Genomic DNA, 23,047 nt, shown 5'->3' with positions numbered 1-23,047 from the left:
AAAGGAGTGTCGCACGATGAAAAAACGCCTTGCACGCCGCCTTAGCACCCTGCTCACCGCATTTGTCCTTCTGCTCGGGCTCATGCTTCCCGCCTCCGCCGTTCATACGGTCGTACGCACCATCGGCGATGACTTATCTGCGCTGGAAAACACCAATTCCTGCTATTTCAACAATCCGGTCGCCATGGCCAAGGATGCCGACGGCAACATCTATGTGGCCGACATGGGCAACCACCGTATTGTCAAGCTCGACAACGCAGGGAATATTATCGGCAAATTTGGCTCCCTCGGCACCGGAAATGGCCAGTTTGATACCCCGTTCGGCGTCGCCATTGACAACGACGGGAACATTCTGGTGGCCGACACCGCCAATCACCGCATCCAGAAGTTTGACTCCCAGTGGAATTACCTGACACAGTGGGGAAGCGAGGGCTCCGGAAATGGTCAGTTCGGTCTGGCGCGGGAGATCGGCATTGACAGCCAGAACCATTACCATGTGTGTGATGAGTTCCACGACCGCATTCAGGTGTTTGACGAGGACGGCACTTATCTTTACCAGTATGGCGGAAAGGGCAGCGGCCAGGGGCAGTTCAGCCTGCCTCAGGGAATCGCGGTCAAGCAGTCTCCGGACGGCGACCGCGTGTATATCTGTGATACCTTTAACCACCGGGTTCAGGTGCTGGATGTACAGGGGAATTATATTACACAGATCGGCGGTTCCTCTGGGGACAGCAGCACTTCCTTCACCTATCCGCGGGGGGTCAACATTGATACCAACGGCGATGTCTATATCGCCGACACCTTTAACCACAAAATCAAGGTATATAACGCCTCCCACACATTCCGGTTTCAGACCTCGCTGAACCTGGTGGACCTGGAGCCCTGCTATCCCTGTCAGGTGCTCCCGCTGGGCGACGGACGCTTTATTCTCTCCGACACCGGCAACAGCCAGCTTCTTCTGCGCAATCAGAGCACCGTGCTCCGGCATGTGGGCACGCAGCGCACCACAAATTACGCCTTCTCCAACGTCAGCGGCATTGCAACGGATTTCAGCGGGAATTATTACGTGTCCGACTCTCTGAACCACCGCGTTCTCAAGTACAACTCCAGCGGCACCCTGGTCTACAAGCTGGGTGGAAACAGCGGGAACGGCGGTCCTGGTGCTTACGGGATCAACTACTGGCAGTTTACCTCTCCCAAGCAGGTCTCCTATGACCGCGCATTCAACCGCCTTCTGATTGCCGATACCGGCAACTCCCGTATTCAGGTTTTTAACGCCAACGGGACTTGGATCAGCAACTTTGGCTACGGAGTGTTCAGCAACCCCATGGGCGTGTGCACGGACAGCTACGGAAACATTTATATCGCCGATACCGGAAACAACCGCATTATGAAATGCAATGCCTACGGTATCACCATTACAACGTGGGGCGGCTTCGGCACGGCAAACGGCAAGTTCAACATGCCGACCTATATTACCTGTGACTCCAACAATAACGTCTATGTGGTGGACCGCAACAACTGCCGGGTCCAGAAATTCTCCAGCAGCGGCGTATTCCTGGGCAAATGGGGCACCAACGGCGGCAATGCCAGCAGCAATCCGTTGGACAACTGGGGCACCGGGGACGGCGAACTGTTCCTGCCCGTCGGAATCGCCTGCGATTCCAACAACCGCATCTACGTCACGGACAGCTCCAACAACCGTGTCCAGGTGTTCACCTCCAGCGGCACATTTGTGGAGAGCTTCGGCCATTTCAGCGGCAGCACGGACGGCTTCTTCTCGCCCCAGGGGATTGCCTGCTATGGCAACAAGGTATACGTGACGGACGCCCTACTCAACCGCGTGTCTGTTTTCGAACACTGAATTGCGCAAAAAAGCCTCTGCGGCGTATGCCGCAGAGGCTTTTCGTTATTCTTTCCCTCTGATTTGCTCAATCAGCCGGCGCATCAGCTCCACACGGCGGAAGGGAGTCATCAGGTAGACCCCGTCCGTCCAGGGCTCCACGGCCCTGGCAATTTCCACGGAGATAGTCAGAGCCAGGCGCTCCCCCTCCTCCCTGTCCTTGCCCTCGTACAGGGAAATGATCTCGTCGCACACCCGGATGCCGGAGACCTCGTTGTTGAGGAAGCAGGCGTTGCGGTGGCTGACCACCGGAAAAATACCGCCCAGAATCTTTCCCTTCAGCCTCTGCCGGGCTAGCTTCAGGTTGTCCAGCGCCTCCCTCGAGAGCACCGGCTGGGTCAAAAAGCCGGACATACCGTTGGCCTCTTTCTCCTCGGCCAAGGTTAGCTGCTTGTCAAAGTTGTGAGCGTTGAGGTTGAGCGCCCCAAAAACGTGGAAGGGCGCGGAAAACACGTTCTCGTTCAGACCAGTCACATAACGGGCCAGCTTGCGGGAGTTGAAGTTGAATACGCTCTTTACCTCGTCCCGGTCGGCGGAGGGAATGGGGTCGCCGGTGACCAGGAGCACACTGCGCACGCCCTCCATGGACAGGCCCAGCAGCAGGGCCTTGGTGGCATTCAGATTGCGATCCCGGCAGTTGAGGTGGGGCAGGGGCTCCACCCCTAGCTCCCGGTGGATCTTGCAGGCGAGCAGGCTGCTGTCCGCCCGCGGCCGCCCGATGGGGCAGTCGGCAATGGTCACGGTGTCTGCCCCCGCGTCCCGCAGGGTGCGCACTCCGTCCAGGAAGAAGGTCACGTCGTCGTCCGCCGGCGGATCCAGCTCTACGGCGATGACCCGCCGCCCCGCGTCCAGCTTCTGCCACAGAGGGCTCTCCTCCGGCCGCCGTTCCCTGCCTCCGGACCGGCTAAGGCGCGCCCGGGGCACAGTCGTCCGCCGCTCCTTCAGCGCCTCGGCCAGGGCGGCGATATGGGCCGGGGAGGTGCCGCAGCAGCCACCCACGATGGCCGCGCCCGCGGCCACCATCTGGGCCGCCTGCCCGGCAAAGTAGTCCGGCCTGCCCTGGTATACCGTCCGGCGGCCCAGCACCGTGGGATACCCGGCATTGGGCATGGCGGCCAGTGGCTTCTCCCCCAGTTCCAGCCCCCGGATATACCGGAGCATATGGTGGGGACCGGAGACGCAGTTGAAGCCCACCGCGTCCACACCGGGCAGGGCCGCGGCGCGGCGGTACAGATCGCTCCCCAGATGTCCCTCCCGGGTGACGCCGTCAGGCTGGACGGCAAAGGAGACCAGCAGAAACGCCTCGGGGCGGCGCGCCTTCAGGTGGGCGGCCAGCTCCGCCACCCCCTCGTCCGAGGGCAGGGTCTCCAGCAAAAAGCACTCCATCCCCTGCGCCAGGAACCGGTCGGCCTGCCAGATGTAGTTCTCTGCCGGGGGACAGCCGGGTAGCTGCGGCGCCGGACCCAGGTCCGCGAACACATAGGCCCCGTAGGGCTCCGCCGCGGCCTTTGCCAGGGCGCAGGCCGCTTCAATCAGCTGCCCAGCCAGGGCCTCGTCCCCCTGGGACCGGTCCACGCCCACGGAAAAGGTGTTGGTCTTGACGGCCCGGCTGCCCGCCTCCAGATAGGCGGTGTGGATGGCCTGGACCTCCTCCGGATGATCCAGGCAGGCCCGCTCGCACCGAGCCTCCGCCCGGCCGGGCAGCGCCGCGTAGCAGGTGCCCATGGCCCCGTCAAACAGCAGGGGCTTCCCCTGCGCCAGATATCTCCTGATCTCCATGGTTTCTCTCCTTATCCCAGAATGCTCCGCGCAATCTCCACCGACTGCCGGGCGTCCTTGGCGTAGTAGTCCGCCCCCATGCGCGCTGCATAATCCGCCGTGACCACCGCGCCGCCCACGAAAATCACCGGCGGCCGGGGCAGGGTGTGCAGCAGGCGGATGGTGGCCTCCATGGAGGGCAGGGTAGTGGTCATCAGGGCGGAGAGGCCCACCAGGCGCACGTCCTTCTCCCGCACCGTCCCGGCCACGGTCTCCGGCGGCACGTCCCGGCCCAGGTCGATCACGTCGTAGCCGTAATTCTCCAGCAGGGTCTTGACAATATTCTTGCCGATGTCGTGGATGTCCCCCTGGACGGTGGCCACCACAATGCGCCCCTTCTTCACCGGCGCGCTCCCCTGGCGGGCCAGGGCGGAGCGCACCTCCTCAAACACCGCCTGGGCGGCCTGGGCGGCGGAGAGCAGCTGGGGCAGAAAGAGCACGCCCCGCTCGTAATCTGCCCCCACCCGGTCCAGAGCGGGGATCAGAGTCCCCTCCACCAGGGACAGGCCGTCCCCCTGCTCCAGGGCGGCCCTGGCCAGCCGGCCCGCCTCGCTCCTGAGTCCCCGGGCAATGGCCTCGTCCAGGGTCAGACGGAGTTCGCCCGCGGGGGCGGTCGCAGGCGCGGCCTTTTGAGCGGCAAAGCGGCTGATGTAGTCCCGGCACTCCCCGTCCTCGCCGGAGAGCACCCGGAAGGCGGCCACCGCGTCCATCATCTCGCTCTGGTTGGGGTTCAGAATGGGCAGGGTAAGCCCCATGGCCATGGCCTGCACCAGGAAATTCTGAGTAATCAGCCCTCGGTTGGGCAGACCGAAGGAGATATTGGACACCCCCAGTACGTTCTGCAGCCCCAGCTTCTCCCGCACCATGGACACCGCCCGCAGGGTCTCCCCGGCCTGGGCCTGCTGGGCGGAGACGGTGAGGGTCAGGCAGTCGATCCACACGTCCTCCTCCGGGATGCCGTGGGCCCGGGCTGCCTCCAGGATACGCGCGGCGATGGTGAAACGCTCCTCCGCCGTCTGGGGGATGCCCTCCTCGTCCAGGGCCAGGCCCACCACCGCGGCGCCGTATTTCTTCACCACGGGCAGGATCTCTTCCAGCACCTCCGGCTTCCCGTTCACCGAGTTGACCGCCGCCTTGCCGTTGTACACCCGCAGCCCGGCCTCCAGAGCCGCCGGGTTGGAGGAGTCCAGCTGGAGCGGAATGGGCAGCGCGGCCTGAAGGGCCTTGACCACCCGGGGCATCATGGCCACCTCGTCCACCCCGGGATAGCCCACGTTCACGTCCAGAATGTCCGCCCCCGCGTCCGCCTCCTGGAGCCCCACGTCCAGGATGTAGTCCAAATCCTCCTCCAGCAGGGCCTGCTGGAAACGTTTTTTCCCCGTGGGATTGATGCGCTCCCCGATGACCCGCACGCCGTCGATCCTCACCGGCACCGTGGGGGTGCAGACCATGCTCACCGGCGCGTATCGCCGCGGGGCGGGCACCTTGCCTGCCAGGGCCTCCTTCAGCACCCGGATATACGCCGGGGAGGTGCCGCAGCAACCCCCGAAGATGGTCACTCCCGTGTCCAGCAGGGGGACCAGGGCGGCGGCAAACGCCTCCGGCCCCAGGTCATAGCGGCCGTCCACCGGGTCGGGCAGGCCCGCATTGGGCTTGGCAATCACCGGCAGGCGGGTGTTCCGGCACAGCTCGGACAGCAGGCGCCCCAGTTGGTCCGGTCCCAGGGAGCAGTTTAGCCCGATGGCGTCCGCCCCCAGGCCCTCCAGCGTACGTGCCATGGAGGGGATGGTGCAGCCGGTGAAGGTCCGCCCGCCGGTGTCGAAGGTCATGGTCACCAGCACAGGCAGAGCGGTATGTTCCTTGACCGCCAGCAGGGCGGCCTTGGCCTCATACAGGTCGGTCATGGTCTCAATGACCGCCAGATCCGCCCCGGCGGCCGCGCCGGCCACGGCCACCTCCCGGAAGATCTCGTAGGCCTGCTCGAAGCGCAGGCTGCCCATGGGCTCCAGCAGCTCCCCCAGGGGACCCATGTCCAGGGCGGTCCGTCCGCCGGTCCCGGCGCAGGCCTCCCTGGCCAGGCGCACTCCCGCGCCCACCACCTCTTCCACGCTGCGGCCGGTGTGCGCCAGCTTGAGCCGGTTAGCCCCGAAGGTGTTGGCGTACACCACCTGGCTGCCCGCCTCCAGGTACTCCCGGTGGACGGAGCGCACCAGCTCCGGGTCGCTCAGGTTGAGCAGCTCGGGCCGTCCCCCGGGGGGCAGGCCCTTCTGCTGGAACACGGTGCCGGTGGCCCCGTCCAGCAGGACTATCCCATTTTTCAGAAAATCAGATCCCACAGGTCATCCCTCTCTTTCGCAGGGTACAGGTCTGTTTCATGGAGCAGCAGGCGCACCCCCGCACCCGCCGCCTCTGGGGTCGGTCGGCGATCCCCAGCACGGCGGTCACCGACTTGCCCGGGGTGAGCAGCAGGCTGGGTGTGACGCACAGGCCCAGCCGCCGCTGGGCATCCAGCGCCCGGCACAGCTCCGGCTGAACCGTCAGGGGCAGGTCGCCGTAGCCGGGACTGAAGCGGTCGGTGAGGTATTTCCCCGGAAAACGCCCGGCGATCTCCTCCTCCGCCCTGTCGCACCCGGCCTCCACCCACGCGCTGCCGCAGGCGTCCAGGATGACCGCCTGGGCCATGTCTCTGGCTTGCTCGGTGCGCAGCAAGGCGTCAAACTGCGCCCCCAGGGTGCACGCCAGCAGCACCGCCTGCCCGCACTCCTCCAGCATAAGTGCCGCCGTCCGGCCGGTGAGGAACAGCCCCGCCTCGGCCAGCAGGATGCCCTGCGCCCCATGGGTCACTGGCGTCACCCGGTACCAGTACCGGGGGCGGACCAGGGCGGTCAGCCGGGCGGCCTGACCCTCTACCCGCTCCCGCAGGGCCGCATCCGCCCCCTCCCCTGCGCCCAGATAGCGCAAGGCCTCGTTCACATTCAGCTCCACCGGTCTCCCCCCTGTCGAATTTCAATTCTTTTAGAAGTATAGCGCCTCTCCGCTCAAAAGTACAGAGTGTTTTCCCTTTTATTTTCTATTTTTCCCATTGACAAACTAGGTTAATATTGGTATACTCCTTTTAACCTATTTATTAAGTAGGTTATTCAAAAATCGTACCTGAGGGAGGCGTCCCCCATGGGGCTTCTGTTTGACCGCCTGAACCGGCGCAATTTCCGCTTTGGCCGAATGCTGCAGCCTTTTTCTTTTTTCCGCAGACCAAATCAAAAATAGAAAGAGGTTATTTTTATGAGCCAGCATGCCTATCAATTTGAGACCCTTCAGCTCCACGTGGGACAGGAGCGGCCCGACCCCGCCACCGACGCCCGGGCGGTGCCCATCTATCAGACCACCTCTTATGTCTTTCACAATTCCGCCCACGCCGCCGCCCGCTTCGGCCTGGCGGACGCGGGCAACATCTACGGCCGGCTAACCAACTCCACCCAGGAGGTGCTGGAAAAACGGGTGGCCGCTCTGGAGGGCGGCGCGGCGGCTCTGGCGGTCGCCTCCGGCGCAGCGGCCATCACCTATGCCATCCAGGCCCTGGCCCAGGCCGGGGACCACATTGTCGCCCAAAAGACCCTCTATGGCGGCAGCTATAACCTGCTCTCCCACACCCTGCCCCAATTCGGTGTTGAGACCACCTTTGTGGATGCCCACAATCTGGTTCAGCTGGAGGGGGCCATCCGCCCCAACACCAAGGCGGTCTATCTGGAGACCCTGGGCAACCCCAATTCCGACATCCCGGACATCGACGCGGTGGCGGCCATCGCCCACCGGCATGGGCTGCCCCTGGTCATTGACAACACCTTCGGCACCCCCTATTGGGTCCGGCCCATTGAGCATGGGGCGGACATCGTGGTCCACTCTGCCACTAAATTCCTGGGCGGCCACGGCACCAGCCTGGGCGGCGTCATTGTGGATTCCGGCCGGTTTGACTGGAAGGCCAGCGGCAGATACAAGCCCATCGCCGCCCCCAACCCCAGCTACCACGGGGTCTCCTTTGCCGACGCAGCCGGCCCCGCCGCCTTTGTCACCTACATCCGGGCCATCCTCCTGCGGGATACCGGCGCCGCCATCTCTCCGTTCAACGCCTTTCTTCTGCTCCAGGGGGTGGAGACCCTCTCCCTGCGGCTGGACCGCCACGCCGAGAATACAAAAAAGGTGGTGGAGTACCTGTCCAGACACCCCCAGGTGGAGCGGGTCAATCATCCCTCCCTGCCCGGCCATCCCGACCACGCTCTGTACGAGAAGTACTTCCCCAACGGCGGGGCTTCCATCTTTACGTTCGACATCAAGGGCGGCATGCCGGAGGCGCACAAATTCATTGACAGCCTGGAGATCTTCTCTCTGCTGGCCAACGTGGCCGACGTGAAGAGCCTGGTTATCCACCCGGCCACCACCACCCACTCCCAACTCTCTCCGGAAGAGCTGGCCGACCAGGGCATTTACCCCAACACCATCCGCCTGTCTGTCGGCACCGAGCACATAGACGACATCATCGCCGATCTGGAGCAGGCTTTCGCCGCCGTCCAGTGACGGCGTTCTCTGCCCCTTAAAAAGCAAAGCCGCACGGATGATTCCGTGCGGCTTTGCCGTTTTCTTAAGACGCGCGCCCCTCCCTGGGCTGCCGGGCCAGCTTGACACAGGCGGCAATTACGCCGAAGAGGAACCAGTAGGTGAACATATTGCGGGGGTAAAACCACGTATACTCGGCTAGGCCGATCACCAGGATACCGCAGAAGGCACCCACCGCAGCGGCCAGCATCCGACGCACCCGTTTGTCGCCCGCGTGCACAAAGGCCCGTATCCCGCTCTTCACCTGCCAGGCCAGCAGAGCCAGGAAAGAGATCAGGCCCAGGATCCCCGTCTCTCCCCACATCTGCAGGTAATTGTTGTGGGTGTGGATGGGATAGCTGCCGTCAAAGATAGTGGGGTAGGTCTGGAACACCTGCTTCATCACATCGCTGCCCAGGCCCACGCCCCTGACCCAGTGGTCGGCCATCAGGTTCTTCGTGGTGGCGTAGATCTCAAAGCGGTAGCGGGTGGAGGTGTCCTGGGTGTTGCCGATGGTGAGAATCCGGTTGTAAATGGTCTCGGGCAACAGCGGCAGGGCGGCCACCCCCAGCACAAGGACCAGGGGCACGAAGCGCCAGTCCAGCAGGGCCAGGAAGATCACCACCGCCAGGGTCAGGCCGATCCAGCTGGCGCGGCCGTAGGTGAACCCGATGGCCGCCACCCCCAGGCAGAGGGAGAGCAGGGCGAACAGCTTCCCCCGCCAGCGGGCGTTCAGGAAGAGGGCAAGGTCCAGCGGCAGCAGCATCACCAGCTGTTCGGCAAAATTATTGGGGTTGTCAAAGAAGGAGTACACCCGCCCCGGCATTCCAGCGTTGAGGACCATGTCCTGCTGGGAGGGCACGATGTCCACGCCCACATACCCCTGATAGCAGCCGTAGAGGGCGGCTACGGAGAGTCCCAGCACGGCCAGGGCCACCATCAGCTGCAGCTGCTCATATTTATGCACGCTGCTCACCACCAGCAGCACCAGCAAAAAGCCGGTCAGGTGGAACGCGAAGAAGCGCAGGGACATATGGGTGGACAGCGATCCCGCCAAAGCGGCACAGATAAAGCCCATGTAGAAGATCATATAGGGCCCAAGCCGGTCCAACTCCAGACGGTTTTTCGGCCGGGAGGCGCCGCCGATCACAAAGAGCGCCAGCACCCCCACCGTGCCCAGCAGGCCGTAGACATTGTTCCACATCCCGTGAGGGGTCATGAGCATGACCATCATAAACAGGCCCAGGAAGAAAAAGCTCCCGCCGCCCGCCAGGGCCAAAAAACGGCAGAACAGGCTGGTCTCCCAGACCTTACGCCCCAACTGGTACAGCCATTTGACCAGGGCGCAGGGCAGGTTAAGGATGCCTGTGAACAGGCGGCAGGCGACGGAGTGGGGCCAGCTTTGAGGGATGCGCCCCTCCCTCCACAGGAAGCGGCAGACCGCGCTGCCCCGGACCTGCCGCCCGGCCCAGCGGGCCAGCCCGTCCATTCCCCGGCGCAGGGCGCTGCCCCTCCACGCCTGGCTTGCGAAGCACCCAATCGCCATAAGCAGGCGAAAGAAGATACTGTTTTGTGCAATCGTCATGGGTCATTTGCTCCTTTAGTCGATTCAGCGGCTGCTCAGGGCCTTCTCATATACCGCATAGGTGGCCTGGGCCATTTTGTGCACCTCAAATTTTTCCGCAATGGTGGCCAGGGCCCGTTTGCGGCACTGGGCGGCAAAGTCCGGCTCCTCCAGGAAACGCTTCATGGCGCCCGCCATAGAGTCCGGATTGTCGTACTCCACCAGCAGTCCGCACCCCGCCTGATCGTTCACAATGTCGGAATTTCCCCCCATATCCGTGGCGATCACCGGCAGGCCGGCGGCCATGGCCTCGATGATGAGGAAGGAGAGCGCCTCATGCTGAGACGAGTTGACGTACAGGTCGGAGCCCTTGTACAGGTTCTTGATGTCCTTGCGGAAGCCGATGAAGAGCACCTGCTCCTCCAGCCCCAGCTCCTTTACCTGGGCCTTGGCCGGCTCCAGCAGAGGGCCGTCCCCGGCCAGCACCAGGGTGAATGGCACGTCGGAAATTTCCGTCAGCCGCTTGATCGAGTTGATCAGATATTTGTGCCCCTTGTCATCGGCAAAGCGGGAGGCGCACAGCATGACAAACCGGTCCTCCGGCAGGCCCAGCTCGGAGCGCAGGGTGGACGACTGCCGGTCGCCCGCCCACGCCTCCATGTCCACGGCGTTAAAGATGACCTGAATGCGCTCCCCGCTCCAGCCGTTGGCAATGAGCTGCTCTTTCCCCTTATTGCACACGGCGATCATCTGGTCCTGGCGCTTGTCCATGATGCGGTTGGTAAAGCGGGTCACAGCGTCGTTGGCCAGCACAAAGTGATTGGTATACACCACGCGGATCTTTGGGTTGTACTTCTTGGCCAGCAGGGCGGTGTAATGCTCCCGCAGATAGTGGCAGTGGACCACGTCGATGTCCCACTCAGCGCACAGGGCGGCCAGGGCCTTGGCCGCCTTCCGGTCAAACCGGCGGCGCATCTCCACCCGGCGGCAGGGCACACCCATGGCCTCCAGCCGCTCCACCAGCAGCCCGCCCTCGTGATAGGCGAAAAAGGGCTGCACCCGTTCCCCGCTCAGATAGTGCACCAACGTCTCCACATACCGCTCCGTCCCCGCCTTTCCGGCAAAGTTCAGCAGATAGAGCACTTTCAGCATGAAAGCTGCCCCCTTTTCTCTTGGTTGGGTGCGGGCATGGCCCGCAGGTTCTATTGTACAGGAAAGCGCCCGGCAAATCAACTCCGATTTCCGCAGCAAAATGTGCTCTTGCCTGCCGTCGGGCAGGCAAGAGCACATTTCAGGCCTTATCCAGGGGCTGAATGACTTTCCGATAAATATGGCGCAGGAATCCGGCGCACAGGCACAGAGAGACCAGCTCGGCAATTGGAAATGCCAGCCAAACCAACTCCACTCTGCCGCTCAGGGAGAGCAGCCAAGCCGCAGGAAGCAGCACAACCAGCTGCCGCACAATGGAGACCAGCATGCTCATCACCCCGTTGCCCAGGGCCTGGAAGGTGGATGAGCACACGATGCAGAACCCGGCCAGGGCAAAGCTGACGCTGATGATGCGCAGGGCGGGCACGCCGATAGAGAGCATGTGTTCCGAGGCATTAAAGAGCAGCAGCAGCGGCTGCGCGCAGAACTGTATGGCCACGAAGCCCGCCAGCATAATGCATACCGCCGTCAGGATCGCCAGCTTTATAGTGCGGATCAGGCGTCCCCGGTGACGCGCCCCATAATTGTAGGAGACAATGGGGACCATGCCGTTGTTCAGGCCGAACACCGGCATGAACACAAAGCTCTGCAGCTTGAAATACACCCCCAGCACCGCCGCCGCGGTGCTGGAAAAGGCCAGCAGGATCTTGTTCATGCCAAAGGTCATAACCGAAGTGATGGATACCATGATGATCGAGGGCACGCCCACCTGATAAATCCGCTTGATGATCGCCCCGTCGGGCCGGAATCCCTTCAGCCGCAGCCGAATCTCCGGATTGCATCTGGCATTGAACACAATGGCCAGCAACATGGCCGCGATCTGGCCCAGTACGGTGGCCAGCGCCGCGCCGGCCACCCCCATCTCAGGGAACGGCCCATAGCCAAAGATGAGCACCGGGTCCAGAATAATGTTGATAACCGCCCCCGTGCCCTGGGTAATCATGGTGAAAAATGTGCGCCCGGTGGACTGGAGCAGCCGCTCGAACATAATCTCCAGGAAGATGCCGACGCATAGGCCTCCGCAGATGGTCATATAAGTGGTGCCATACTCCACAATCTCCTGAATATCAGTCTGCGCGGAGAAAAACAGGCGCGAGACCAACAGCCCCGCCGCGGTGAACGCGGCCGCGCTGAGGACCGCCAGCAGCACGCCGTTTTCCGCCGTCTTGTTGGCGGTGTCATAATTCTTCTCCCCCAGGCTGCGGGAGAGCAGGGCGTTGACGCCCACGCCAGTGCCCGAAGCCACCGCGATCATCAGATTCTGGAACGGAAACGCCAGAGAAACCGCAGTCAGGGCGTTTTCACTGATCTGGGCCACAAACACGCTGTCCACCACATTGTACAGAGCCTGGATCAGCATGGAGACCATCATCGGCAGCGACATACTGATCAGAAGCCGCCCCACCGGCATAACGCCCATTTTGTTTTCTTGCCGCTGTTCTGCCATTTTTCAACCCTCCGGGCAATAAATGACCGCAGCAGTCCCGCTGCGGTCAAGCATTTCTTTTTTTATTGTACCGGCTTCTTTTTCCTGCGTCAATGGTCCCGGCTCTACTTCGGCACAACTGACAGAAGCGCCGGTCCTTTTCTCCGGGTTTTTACAAAAAATCGGCAAAAAGCGCGGGCCTGCCCAGCTGTGTAAACCCTGCGGCAGCTCCGTCCGGTGAGCACACCACGCCCCCCAGGCTGCGGGAGCAGTGGAGCACCAGCAGCTTCCCGCTCTCATCCCGGCCCGCTACAATTCCCACATGGGACAGATCCGGAAAAAAGGCCAGGTCGCCCGGCTGGGCGTCCGCCCATTCCACCGGGCTGCAGGCCGCCCACTGGGCCCGTACGCCGTCGCCGACGCTCCCATAGGCCGCCCGGTCTCCAACGGCATTGACCGCCGCCCAGCACACATAGCCGGAGCAGTCCAGGCCGAAGGGCATGCTCTTCCCGGTGTCGCTGCACCCGGCGGCCGTCACCACCGCCGGAATTCCCCAGCGCTCGTCCCACCCGATACAGTCAGACTTGCCGCCCCAGAAATACCCCACCTTTCCCACCAGGGAGGCCGCCTGCTCCACAAAAGCCCGGCGCAGCCCGGCCAGATCCTCCGGCAGCACCTCCTCCACCGCCCGCGGCGCGTCTCCGGCCGGCAGCGGGGGCGGAAGAGGACGCGGACGGCGGAGCAGATCGGGCAGCAGCAAAAGAACAATGGCCGCCGCCAGGACCGCCAGCAGGAACAGCTGGGGCCGAAGAGAGCTCCCCTGCCGCCGCCGCTTACGCCTGGTCCGCGTCATCCATCCGTCCCAGCCAGGCCTCCAGGTTATCCACCGTCCGCTCGTCAATGGCGTGCTCCACCTGCTCCACCAGCTCCAGCTCATCCTCGGTGCCGTTGACCCGCTGGAAAAAGCGCAGCAGCACCTCATGCCTGCGCAAAAGCCGCCGGCCAATCTGCCATCCCGCCGCGGTAGGGCGGATGAGGCCGTACCGCTCAAAGGATACCAGCCCCCGCTCCCGCAGGTGCCCCACCATCTTTGAGGCGGAGGGCGGCCGCACATGAAGCTGCTGGGCCAGATCCCCGGTGCGCACGTACCCCGCACTCTGCGCCAGGCGGCAGATCATCTCCAGATAATCTTCCATCGCCCCGGTCAAATGTTCCTGCCTGCGCATCTGATACCCCTTTTGTGTGTAAAAATCCGGATGTTCCTCCATGGACATACCCGTTCGCCTCCCGCCGTTTTCAGCACCATTCGTGGCCCATGGCAATAAGATAGGGTGCGGAAACATAGTTTCCCTCCACTCAATGTATGTGAGGAGTTTTGAGATATGAACGAGCTTTCCCTCAGTGCGCTCCAAGTGGGGCAGAGCGCCCGTGTGGTCGCCCTGCATACCGGCAGCGCCATGCGCCGACGCCTGATGGATATCGGCCTGATCCCCGGCACCTATGTCACCTGCGTGGCCAAGAGCCCTGCGGGCGATCCTGCGGCTTATCGGATCCGCGGCGCGGTCATTGCCCTGCGCGCCTGTGACGCGGACACCGTCCACACCCAGGCGGAACCCCTGCTCCACCCAGCCCGGCGGGCTGTGCCCGCTTAACGGAAGGGGGCGGCGGCAATGGGACTGACCAAATCCTCCACCGGCGCCGGAGCGGTGGACGGCGGCCTTGTGATCCGGCGGGAGCGGCCGGACGACAAGGTCATCGCCCTGGCGGGCAACCCCAATGTGGGCAAATCAACGGTATTCAACGCCCTCACCGGCTTACATCAGCACACAGGAAACTGGCCGGGCAAGACCGTGGCCAACGCCCAGGGCCGCTGCGAACACCAGGGGCGGGGCTATGTGCTGGTCGATCTGCCCGGCACCTACTCCCTCATGGCCCACTCCGCAGAGGAGGCGGTGGCCCGGGACTTTCTCTGCTTCGGCGGTGCGGACTGCGCGGTTGTGGTGTGCGATGCCACCTGTCTGGAGCGCAATCTGAATCTGGTGCTCCAGACCCTGGAACTGATGCCCCGGACCGTGGTATGCGTCAATCTTCTCGACGAGGCCAGACGCAAAGGGGTGCGCGTCGACCTGGACGCTCTCTCCCGGCGGCTGGGTGTTCCCGTGGTCGGCACGTCGGCAGGCCGCGGGGAGGGGCTGGAGGAGCTGATGGATGCCGTGGCGGCCCTCTCCTCCGCCCCGGCGCCGCCCGCCCCCGCCCCGGTGCGCTATCTGGCCCCCATTGAAGCCGCCGTCTCCGCCCTGGAGCCGCTTCTCGCGCCCCGTCTGGACGGCCGCCTGCCCGCCCGCTGGACCGCCCTGCGACTGCTGGACGGGAACGAGGGTCTGCTCTCCTCCATGGAGCACACCCTGGGCATCTGCCTCCGGGCGGACGAAGCGGTGGCCCAGGCAGTGGCCGCCCAGTGGGACGCACTGCAGGCGGCCGGCATCGACCGGGAGGCGTTTCTGGACCGGGTCGTCTCCTGCCTGGTGCTAAACGCCGAGGACATCTGCAATGGAACCCTTACGCAGACCGCCCGCAGCGACCGGCGGGACCGGCGGCTGGACCGGCTGTTCACCTCCCGTGCCACCGGGATTCCGGTCATGCTTCTGCTGCTGGCTGCGGTGTTCTGGCTGACCATTCAGGGGGCCAACTACCCCTCGGACCTGCTCTCCCGCGGTCTGTTCTGGATACAGGACCGTCTGAGCGATCTGTTTGCCTATCTCAACGCCCCGGACTGGCTCCACGGTCTGCTGGTGCTGGGGGCGTACCGCACCCTGGCCTGGGTCGTGAGCGTCATGCTTCCCCCCATGGCCATCTTCTTCCCCCTCTTCACCCTGCTGGAGGACTTCGGCTATCTTCCCCGGGTGGCCTTTGTACTGGATCACGCCTTTCAGAAGGCCGGAGCCTGCGGCAAGCAGGCGCTGACCCTCTGTATGGGCTTCGGCTGCAATGCCGCCGGCGTCACCGGCTGCCGCATCATCGACTCACCCCGGGAGCGGCTGATCGCCATGCTCACCAACAATTTTGTCCCCTGCAACGGGCGATTTCCCACCCTCATTGCAATTATTACCATGTTTTTTGTGGGCTCCTCCGCCGGAGGCGGACAGTCACTGCTTTCCGCCCTGCTGCTGACCGGAGTCATTGTTCTGGGGGTAGCGATGACCTTCGCCGTGTCCCGGCTGCTGTCCGGCACGCTTTTGAAGGGTGTGCCCTCCTCCTTTACCCTGGAGCTTCCCCCCTACCGGCGGCCGAGAATCGGTCAGGTGATTGTCCGTTCCGTGCTGGACCGCACTCTGTTTGTCCTGGGGCGGGCTGCGGCGGTGGCCGCTCCGGCCGGGCTGGTGATCTGGCTGTGCGCCAATATCACCGTGGGCGGGACCAGCGTGCTTCAGTGGTGTACCGGTTTTCTGGACCCCTTTGCCCGGCTGCTGGGTCTGGACGGCGTTATCCTCATGGCCTTTATCCTGGGCTTTCCAGCCAATGAAATCGTGATCCCGATTATAATGATGGGCTACCTGGCCACGGGCACCCTCCAGGACTTCCAGTCCCTGGACAGCCTGCGCGCCCTGCTCATTGACAACGGCTGGACCTGGCTGACTGCGGTGTGCACCATGCTCTTCTCCCTGATGCACTGGCCCTGCTCCACCACCTGCATGACCGTGGGCAAGGAGACCAAAAGCCTCAAATGGACCCTGCTTGCCTTCGCCCTCCCCACCGCAGCCGGCATGCTGGTGTGCGCCCTGGTGGCCGGTGCGGCCCGGCTGGCCGGCTGTGCATAATTCCGATTCCCTTCCTTGATTCACAGCCCCTTTTTGTTATAATAAATCAAAATCTGTCTATTGTAACCCCGGGCTGCGAATCCCTTTTTTCCGCCGCCGGAGCACGTAGACGTTCATGGAAGGGCTGGCACAAATGGACGAATCGTCATTCAACCGCATCGCCAGAGACATCCTGGAATCTCTCTATTATTTCGTCGCCATAGACTGTGAGGAGCGCATTACGTTTATCGGTCGGGAGTACGCCGCCTATCTGGGCTATGGGCAGGAGGCGCTGATCGGCCGCCCTGTCCGGGAAGTCATCCCCAATACCCGGCTTCCCCAGGTGCTCCGGGATGGTAAGGAGGAGCTGGGCCGCTTTATGTCGGTCGCCAGTCAAAAGTCAGGCTCCAGGGTGCTCGTCTCCACGGTCTGCAACCGGCTGCCCATCTATCGCGATGGGGACCGGTACCGGGGAGAGATTGTCGGCGTTATGGCCGAGGGCGTCATCCGCGACTTCCAGGACTCCAATCGCCTGCATGAAGAGATGGAGCTGCTGCGCCACCAGAACGAGCTTTATCAGTCCCACCTCGCCCAGCTCTACCAGGTGGAATCCGGGCTGGACAACATTCTGGGCAGCTCCCCGGTGATTCAGAAACTAAAGGGCCTGATTGGACGGGTGGCAAACTCCACCATTACCGTGTGCATCTCCGGTGAAACCGGCACTGGGAAGGAGTTGGTGGCCAACGCGATCCACAAGCTGAGCAAGCGCTCGGAAAAACCCTTTGTCAAAATCAACTGCGCGGCCATTCCAAAGGACCTGCTGGAATTCGGAGCTCTTCGGCTATGAGGCCGGGGCCTTTACCGGTGCGGACCGCCGGGGCAAGGTGGGGCGCTTTGAATTGGCCAACCACGGCACCCTCCTGCTGGACGAGATCGGCGAGATGCCGATCACTCTGCAGGCAAGCTGCTCCGGGTGCTCCAGGAGAAGGAAATCGAACGGGTGGGCGGCGTGCGCCCCATCCCGCTGGATGTGCGGCTGGTGTGCAGCACCAACCGGGATCTGGCCCAGATGGTACACGACGGGCAGTTCCGTGCGGACCTCTATTACCGGCTCAACACCATGGAGCTGGTTACCCCTCCCCTGCGGGACCGGCTTGAGGATCTGCCTGAGCTGTGCGAGCTGTTTATCAAGCGGACGAACCAGTGCAACGGTCTGGCGATTACCGGCATTCATCCCGACGTATACCGCTTTTTTGAAACCTATCACTGGCCGGGCAATGTACAGGAACTGGAGCACACCCTGGAGCGGGCGGCCGTTCTGCTGGGCTATGGCGAATTAAACGTGCCCCATTTTGACTTCCTGTCAGAGCGCATCGGCCTGCAGCGCGCGGATTCCCCTGACCTCCACAGTTTTACGCTGAAAGGGCGCAAGGACGCGCTGGAGCGGGACGCTATCTTCCACGCCATGCAGGTGTGCCACGGCAACAAAAGTGCGGCCGCCAAGCTCCTGGAGATGGACCGCACCGTGCTCCTCCATAAAATCCAGCCCCTGCCGGATCAGCAGCTTGGCGCGCTCCAGAGACTGCCCGGACAGATCCTGCAAAACAAGGTTCCGCACCCCATGGCACAGTAGGTGGACATTGGTAGCCTTGACGCCGCGGCTGAGGTAGAGATTGTCCTCCAGGCCGACCCGTAGGCCGTCACACCCCAGGGCCAGACCGGCCAGCATCATGGCCATGTGGTCCCTGCCGATGCCGGTTACGCTCCAAGTGGCCCCTTCCGGCAGACGTTTTTTCAGGAAGAGCAGGTTTTCCACCGTGCCCTCCAGACCGCCCAGCACACCCAGAACAAACTGGTAGTGGCAGGGGGACTTCAGCATTCCATTCCTGATATAATACGCCACGTTGCCCATCATGCGGCCGTCAAAAATTTCAGTTTCCGGCTTGATGCCCCCTCTTCGCTGACACAGCGGCACAGCTCAGCCAGGAACGCCGGTGTGTTTTCAAAGACCAGATCGCAGCCCCAGCTCATCGTGCCTGCGTCAAAGGAGCACAGCTCCGGCTTCAACGGCGCAGTTGCCCCAGGCGTAACTCCAGCGGCGCTGTACCGCCTGACGCGCCGAAAAGGTGGTCAGGTTGAGCACCGCGTCCAGACTGGCCTCTTACAGCGCGGCCTCAAATCGGTCAGTATCCATGGTCACCACCTTTGGATCCCCCTTCTTCTGTGGGACCGTCACAGGCACCACCTGGTCGGCAAACCACCCCTTCTCCCAGGCCTCCGCCGCCTTCTGATGGCTGCCCAGTACAAAGGCGTCGCACTCCTCCCGGGTAAGACTGTACCGGACCGCCAGGTTCTCCGCAGTCTGAATCATGGGAATATTGTCGCCCGCGCCGGGCACAGAGGCCTTATAGCCGGTAAACTCCATCTGGTTGGGATAGGGGGAGCCGGGCCGCCTGAGCGTCCTATCCATAGCAAATCCCCCTTTTGCTGCGCTTTGTCTTTCCTGCACTTATACCATTGCAATTCAGAGGCCAACTTTTACGCCAGCCCCATCTTTTTTACAAACAGCTGGCCTACAAGGCTTTCCCACCTATCGGCGGGACCCGGGTTTCCTGCGTCTTTTTGAAAGCGTTGTGGTTTCCCACAACAGTTTTGTTGGTTTTCCCCACATTTTGGGGTCCAGGGGGAGTGTCTATCCCTCTGTCCGATCTGAACACTCCTTGAGACGCAAAAATCCCGCCCCCTGCCATTGGCAGGGGGCGGGATCCTACAGTCGCTTTATCCAGTTACAGGTAGCTCTTCAGCTTTTCCACCATGTCCAGGTGCTCCCAGGGCAGGTCCACGTCGGTGCGGCCGAAGTGGCCGTAGGCCGCGGTCTGCTCATAGATGGGACGGCGCAGGTCCAGATGCTCGATGATCTTGGCCGGGCGCATGTCAAAGCACTCATTGACGATGTCGGACAGCTTCTCCTCGGGGAGCACGCCGGTGCCGTAGGTATCCACCAGGACGGAGACCGGGTGGGCCACGCCGATGGCGTAGGCCAGCTCAATCTGGCACTTCTTGGCCAGGCCGGCGGCCACCAGGTTCTTGGCAATATAGCGGGCCATGTAAGCGGCGGAGCGGTCCACCTTGGTGGGGTCCTTGCCGGAGAAGCAGCCACCGCCGTGGGCGGCGCTGCCACCGTAGGTGTCCACGATAATCTTGCGGCCGGTCAGACCGGTATCACCCACAGGACCGCCGACCACAAAGCGGCCAGTGGGGTTGACATAAAACTTGGTTTCCTGGTCGATATACTTTGCGGGAATGACGGGCTTGATGATGGTCTCCACAATGGCCTCCCGCAGGTCCTTCAGAGCGATGTCCGGATCGTGCTGGGTAGACACTACGATGGCGGGGCAACGGAGCACCTGGCCGTCGTCGCCGTACTCCACGGTGACTTGGCTCTTGCCGTCGGGGCGCAGCCAAGACAGCTCGCCGGACTTGCGCACGTCGGTGAGCTTCTTGGCCAGCTGGTGGGCCATGGAGATGGGCGCGGGCATCAGCTCGGGGGTCTCGTCGCAGGCGTAGCCAAACATCATGCCCTGGTCGCCGGCGCCGATCAGGTCGGCGGCGTCCATGCCGCCGTTCTGGGCCTCAAAGGACTGGTTGACGCCCATAGCGATATCGGGAGACTGCTCGTCAATGGCGGTCATCACCGCGCAAGAGCGGTAGTCGAAGCCGTAGGCCGGGTCGGTATAGCCAATGCGCTCCACTGTGCGGCGCACGATGGACGGGATGTCAGTGTAGTGGGAGGTTGTGATCTCGCCCATCACGGTAACAATACCCGTGGTGGTAAAGGTCTCGCACGCCACATGGGCGTTGGGGTCAGCAGCCAAGATGTCGTCCAGGACCGCGTCGGAAATCTGGTCGCAGACTTTGTCGGGATGTCCCTCGGTCACAGACTCCGAGGTAAACAGACGCTTTGCCATATGTATCGTTCCTTTCTTTCTCTTGCCCCAATCAAAAACCGCGCGCCCCGCCGGGCGGCGGAGCGCGCAGGGAGATATTGGTCGCTTCTCATCTTCCGATGCGTACACCGCCGGATTTGGCACCTTGCCTTTGCAGGTTGCCGGGCTTCATTGGGCCGTTCCCTCCGCCGCTCTTGATAAGGCTATTCGATTTTACATTGGTATTCTACCGGCTTGTCCGCAAAACTGCAATAGACAGATTGCCGGGTTTGTATGAAGCCCATACCGAAACCCTCAGGCCTTCCAGCCGCTGAGATACGCCTCCTGCTCCGGCGTGAGGGCGTCAATCGCCAGACCCATGGCGGCCAGCTTCACCCGGCCGATCTCATCGTCGATCTCGCCGGGGACCTGGTATACCTTTTTCTCCAGCTGCGCCCGATGCTTCACCAGCCACTCCAGGGCCAGGGCCTGTACCGCGAAGGACATATCCATGATCTCCGCCGGGTGGCCGTTGCCCGCCGCCAGATTCACCAGGCGTCCCTCGCCGATGACATTGAGCACCCGCCCGTCGGGCAGGGTGTACCCCACGATGTTCTCCCGGCGCGCCTCCCGCTTCACCGCCAGGGCGGCCAGCCCCGCCACATCCACCTCGCAGTCAAAGTGGCCGGCGTTGGACAGCAGGGCGTTGTGCTTCATCACCGCGAAATGGGCTGGGGTGATCACGTCCCTGCACCCCGTGACCGTAACAAACACGTCTCCATATCGGGCAGCCTCCGCCATGGGCATCACCCGGAAGCCGTTCATGGTGGCGTCCAGGGCCTTGAAGGGGTCCACCTCGGTGACGATCACGTCGGCCCCCATTCCCTTAGCCCGCATGGCGACCCCCTTGCCGCACCAGCCGTATCCGGCCACCACCACGGTCTTGCCCGCCACAATCAGGTTGGTGGTGTGCATGATGGCGTCCCATACGGACTGCCCGGTGCCGTATTTGTTGTCGTAGTAGTGCTTGGCCTTGGCGTCGTTCACCGCCATCATAGGGCAGGGCAGGATGCCCTCCCGCTCCCGGGCCTTGAGGCGCAGGATGCCGGTCGTGGTCTCCTCACAGCCGCCGATGAGATGCTCCCCCAGCGCGGCGCACTTGTCCCCCAGCAGATGGACCAGATCGCCTCCATCGTCCACAATCAGATGGGGCCTGCACTTCAGCGTCTCGACCAGGTGCCCCTCATACTCCTCGGCGGACGCACCGTGGATGCCGAAGGTCTCCACCCCCATACTGGCCAGTCCGGCGGCCACATCATCCTGGGTAGACAGGGGGTTAGAGCCGGTCAGATACACCTGGGCCCCACCCTTTTGGAGCACATAGCCCAGATTGGCGGTCTTGGCCTCCAGGTGGACCGAAACTGCGATCCTCAGACCCGCAAAGGGGCGCTCCCGCTCAAAGCGGGCCTCAATCCCGCCCAGGGCGGGCATAAAGTCCCGCACCCAGCGGATCTTGCGGCGGCCGGATTCCGCCAGCGCTTCATCTTTTACAATACTCATCCCAGCGCCTCCTGTTCCGCCCCCTGCCGGCCCACCGCCGACGGGCTGGGCCGGTCCCAGAAATCCAGGGTGAGCAGGGGCTTGCTCTTCCGGAATGCCTTTACTCGCTGGTGCAGCTCAGACAGCTGCATGGGCCCCGCCGGATCCTCCGGGCTTACCGCCGGGCAGGTAAAGAACCAGCAGAACTTGGCCCCCAGCGCGATGAGCCTATCGTAATATTCCTCGGTACCCACCTGCTCCACATTTTCGGCGGTGCAGGGACAAGCCACGCCAAAGGGGAGCTTGTAGCGCCGAAGCAGCGCCATGGCCTCCTCCTCCGATGGCAGGGGCCGCGGGCCGCGCATACAGATAGCGGGAAACAGATTGCGCACCCGCAGCATATCCTCGGCCAGCCGGTCTGTAATAGTCCCAGGCACGGTAAACACGGCGAACACACAATCGCTGTGCTTGTTGCACAGCGCAATCATTTCTTCCTCCCGCTCCAGCAGGTTGCTCAGATTGAAAATGTACAGGTGGGTCCCCTTGGCTTTGCGGGCCACGATCTCCTCGTCCAGGCTGTCAAATTCCATGGCCGGCCGCACTCCGTAGACCGCGGCTCCGCAGCCTTTGCACTCCATTTTGCAGGCCATGGACGGGTCGATCAGCGTCGCCCAGGGCGCCGCCCCCTCCGGCCAGCCGCCCGCGGCGTTGTGAGCCGTCCAATCCAGCAGCCCGGCATGGATGATAAAATTCTCAAAAATCTTTTTCAGCACCCGGTTGTCAATGTCTGAATACATGCTTTTAATCAGCTGGTACCAGTTGTTGCTCGGGTCGGACAGCGCACGGTGAAATACGTCCTGATAAGCCGGCACAATCCGTTCTCCCCCAAATTTGTCCACCCACTCCATGAGCTTCGGGAGATTGGTGTCCGGGTCCTTTTCCAGATAGTCCAGCGCCTTGGACACACCGAAGATTTTAATTCGGTCGGTAAAACCCACGACGATGGCACACTCCTTTCCATTTAAAACAAGTCAATGATTCTATTTTATTTTAGGACACCACAGAGCGCCGCACCATAGACAAAAGAGAACCTGTGTCAGAATTTCAAAAGTATTTTCCGCCGGATAGGCGCAAAACCGCAATTTCCTGCCCCCATCCAATCGGACATGTACAACCCCGGCCCTTTTGTGGTATAATAGCCGCAGGGCGGCTGTTATACCTGTTCCCGGCGCGCTCCGCTCCCGCCCTGCGGGCGAAACCGCGGACGATGCCGAT

General features: G+C 62.7%; 19 protein-coding genes, 2 pseudogenes and 1 riboswitch. Of the genes and pseudogenes, 7 read left to right on the top strand and 14 right to left on the bottom strand.

Annotation, left to right across the window (positions count from 1 at the left end; genetic code table 11):
• The first annotated feature begins 16 nt into the window (after window positions 1–16).
• On the top strand, window positions 17–1,864 hold the full coding sequence (locus tag H9Q75_RS12105) for a 6-bladed beta-propeller (protein WP_186567476.1): 1,848 nt from the start codon (window positions 17–19) through the stop codon (window positions 1,862–1,864).
• Between the two features lie 45 nt (window positions 1,865–1,909).
• Here H9Q75_RS12105 and H9Q75_RS12100 read toward each other — a convergent pair whose 3' ends face one another.
• The 3 genes from H9Q75_RS12100 to H9Q75_RS12090 are packed head-to-tail and all read right to left on the bottom strand — an operon-like array spanning window position 1,910 to window position 6,706.
• Window positions 1,910–3,682 carry a bifunctional homocysteine S-methyltransferase/methylenetetrahydrofolate reductase gene (locus tag H9Q75_RS12100; RefSeq protein ID WP_186567474.1) on the bottom strand — a complete coding sequence of 591 codons (1,773 nt, stop codon included), beginning with the start codon at window positions 3,680–3,682 and terminating at the stop codon, window positions 1,910–1,912.
• Between the two features lie 11 nt (window positions 3,683–3,693).
• A complete protein-coding gene (locus tag H9Q75_RS12095; RefSeq protein ID WP_186567473.1) occupies window positions 3,694–6,057 on the bottom strand; it encodes a homocysteine S-methyltransferase family protein in 2,364 nt (787 codons plus the stop codon).
• Window positions 6,047–6,706 carry a methionine synthase gene (locus H9Q75_RS12090; RefSeq protein WP_186567471.1) on the bottom strand — a complete coding sequence of 220 codons (660 nt, stop codon included), beginning with the start codon at window positions 6,704–6,706 and terminating at the stop codon, window positions 6,047–6,049. The genes H9Q75_RS12095 and H9Q75_RS12090 overlap by 11 nt, the downstream gene beginning before the upstream one ends.
• 297 nt (window positions 6,707–7,003) lie before the next feature.
• On the opposite strand from H9Q75_RS12090, the gene H9Q75_RS12085 reads away from it, so the two are divergent.
• Window positions 7,004–8,293: an O-acetylhomoserine aminocarboxypropyltransferase/cysteine synthase family protein gene (locus H9Q75_RS12085; protein ID WP_186567469.1), complete on the top strand. Its 1,290-nt coding sequence runs from the start codon at window positions 7,004–7,006 to the stop codon at window positions 8,291–8,293.
• Window positions 8,294–8,357: 64 nt separating this feature from the next.
• Here the strand turns inward: H9Q75_RS12085 and H9Q75_RS12080 are convergent, their stop codons facing one another.
• From H9Q75_RS12080 to H9Q75_RS12060, 5 genes are all read right to left on the bottom strand, one after another.
• Window positions 8,358–9,896 carry an O-antigen ligase family protein gene (locus H9Q75_RS12080; RefSeq protein ID WP_186567467.1) on the bottom strand — a complete coding sequence of 513 codons (1,539 nt, stop codon included), beginning with the start codon at window positions 9,894–9,896 and terminating at the stop codon, window positions 8,358–8,360.
• 24 nt (window positions 9,897–9,920) lie between these two features.
• Entirely contained in the window at window positions 9,921–11,027 is a 1,107-nt protein-coding gene (locus tag H9Q75_RS12075) for a glycosyltransferase family 4 protein (protein WP_186567465.1), read from the bottom strand.
• 139 nt (window positions 11,028–11,166) lie between these two features.
• Window positions 11,167–12,531, bottom strand: coding sequence for an MATE family efflux transporter (locus tag H9Q75_RS12070; protein WP_186567463.1), 1,365 nt, complete (start codon window positions 12,529–12,531; stop codon window positions 11,167–11,169).
• A 151-nt stretch (window positions 12,532–12,682) separates the two neighbouring features.
• Window positions 12,683–13,363, bottom strand: a complete 681-nt coding sequence (locus tag H9Q75_RS12065) for a C40 family peptidase (protein WP_186567462.1) — start codon at window positions 13,361–13,363, stop codon at window positions 12,683–12,685.
• Window positions 13,344–13,784: a metal-dependent transcriptional regulator gene (locus tag H9Q75_RS12060; RefSeq protein WP_186567460.1), complete on the bottom strand. Its 441-nt coding sequence runs from the start codon at window positions 13,782–13,784 to the stop codon at window positions 13,344–13,346. Before H9Q75_RS12060 ends, H9Q75_RS12065 begins: the two co-directional genes overlap by 20 nt.
• Window positions 13,785–13,892: 108 nt before the next feature.
• On the opposite strand from H9Q75_RS12060, the gene H9Q75_RS12055 reads away from it, so the two are divergent.
• From H9Q75_RS12055 to H9Q75_RS12835, 5 genes and pseudogenes are all read left to right on the top strand, one after another.
• Window positions 13,893–14,162: a FeoA family protein gene (locus H9Q75_RS12055; RefSeq protein WP_186567458.1), complete on the top strand. Its 270-nt coding sequence runs from the start codon at window positions 13,893–13,895 to the stop codon at window positions 14,160–14,162.
• 18 nt (window positions 14,163–14,180) lie between these two features.
• Window positions 14,181–16,328, top strand: a complete 2,148-nt coding sequence (gene feoB / locus H9Q75_RS12050; RefSeq protein ID WP_186567456.1) for a ferrous iron transport protein B — start codon at window positions 14,181–14,183, stop codon at window positions 16,326–16,328.
• A 133-nt stretch (window positions 16,329–16,461) separates the two neighbouring features.
• Window positions 16,462–17,154, top strand: a complete 693-nt coding sequence (locus tag H9Q75_RS12840) for a sigma 54-interacting transcriptional regulator (RefSeq protein WP_186567454.1) — start codon at window positions 16,462–16,464, stop codon at window positions 17,152–17,154.
• Between the two features lie 37 nt (window positions 17,155–17,191).
• Window positions 17,192–17,376 (top strand): annotated as a pseudogene (locus H9Q75_RS13000) (sigma 54-interacting transcriptional regulator); the annotation flags it as partial.
• A complete protein-coding gene (locus H9Q75_RS12835) occupies window positions 17,377–17,940 on the top strand; it encodes an AAA-type ATPase lid domain-containing protein (RefSeq protein ID WP_341480949.1) in 564 nt (187 codons plus the stop codon).
• A gap of 51 nt (window positions 17,941–17,991) precedes the next feature.
• On the opposite strand, the pseudogene H9Q75_RS12995 reads toward H9Q75_RS12835, so the two are convergent.
• The 6 genes and pseudogenes from H9Q75_RS12995 to H9Q75_RS12010 form a co-directional block, all read right to left on the bottom strand.
• Window positions 17,992–18,219 (bottom strand): annotated as a pseudogene (locus H9Q75_RS12995) (3-keto-5-aminohexanoate cleavage protein); the annotation flags it as partial.
• On the bottom strand, window positions 18,219–18,374 hold the full coding sequence (locus tag H9Q75_RS12030; RefSeq protein WP_186567495.1) for a hypothetical protein: 156 nt from the start codon (window positions 18,372–18,374) through the stop codon (window positions 18,219–18,221). The pseudogene H9Q75_RS12995 and the gene H9Q75_RS12030, both read right to left, overlap by 1 nt.
• 94 nt (window positions 18,375–18,468) lie before the next feature.
• Window positions 18,469–18,777, bottom strand: a complete 309-nt coding sequence (locus H9Q75_RS12025; RefSeq protein ID WP_186567450.1) for a thiolase family protein — start codon at window positions 18,775–18,777, stop codon at window positions 18,469–18,471.
• Window positions 18,778–19,093: 316 nt separating this feature from the next.
• Window positions 19,094–20,275: a methionine adenosyltransferase gene (gene metK, locus H9Q75_RS12020; RefSeq protein ID WP_186567448.1), complete on the bottom strand. Its 1,182-nt coding sequence runs from the start codon at window positions 20,273–20,275 to the stop codon at window positions 19,094–19,096.
• A gap of 85 nt (window positions 20,276–20,360) precedes the next feature.
• Window positions 20,361–20,458, bottom strand: a riboswitch (SAM riboswitch).
• A 90-nt stretch (window positions 20,459–20,548) separates the two neighbouring features.
• Window positions 20,549–21,793 carry an adenosylhomocysteinase gene (locus tag H9Q75_RS12015; RefSeq protein ID WP_186567446.1) on the bottom strand — a complete coding sequence of 415 codons (1,245 nt, stop codon included), beginning with the start codon at window positions 21,791–21,793 and terminating at the stop codon, window positions 20,549–20,551.
• Window positions 21,790–22,770 carry a hypothetical protein gene (locus H9Q75_RS12010; protein ID WP_186567444.1) on the bottom strand — a complete coding sequence of 327 codons (981 nt, stop codon included), beginning with the start codon at window positions 22,768–22,770 and terminating at the stop codon, window positions 21,790–21,792. The genes H9Q75_RS12015 and H9Q75_RS12010 overlap by 4 nt, the downstream gene beginning before the upstream one ends.
• Window positions 22,771–23,047 lie beyond the last annotated feature (277 nt).

It is taken from the genome of Lawsonibacter celer (genome assembly GCF_014281125.1).
GTDB classification, from domain to species: Bacteria; Bacillota; Clostridia; order Oscillospirales; family Oscillospiraceae; genus Lawsonibacter_B; species Lawsonibacter_B celer.
Note: the sequence above shows the minus strand (reverse complement) of the source record. Positions and strands in the feature narration are given on the sequence as shown.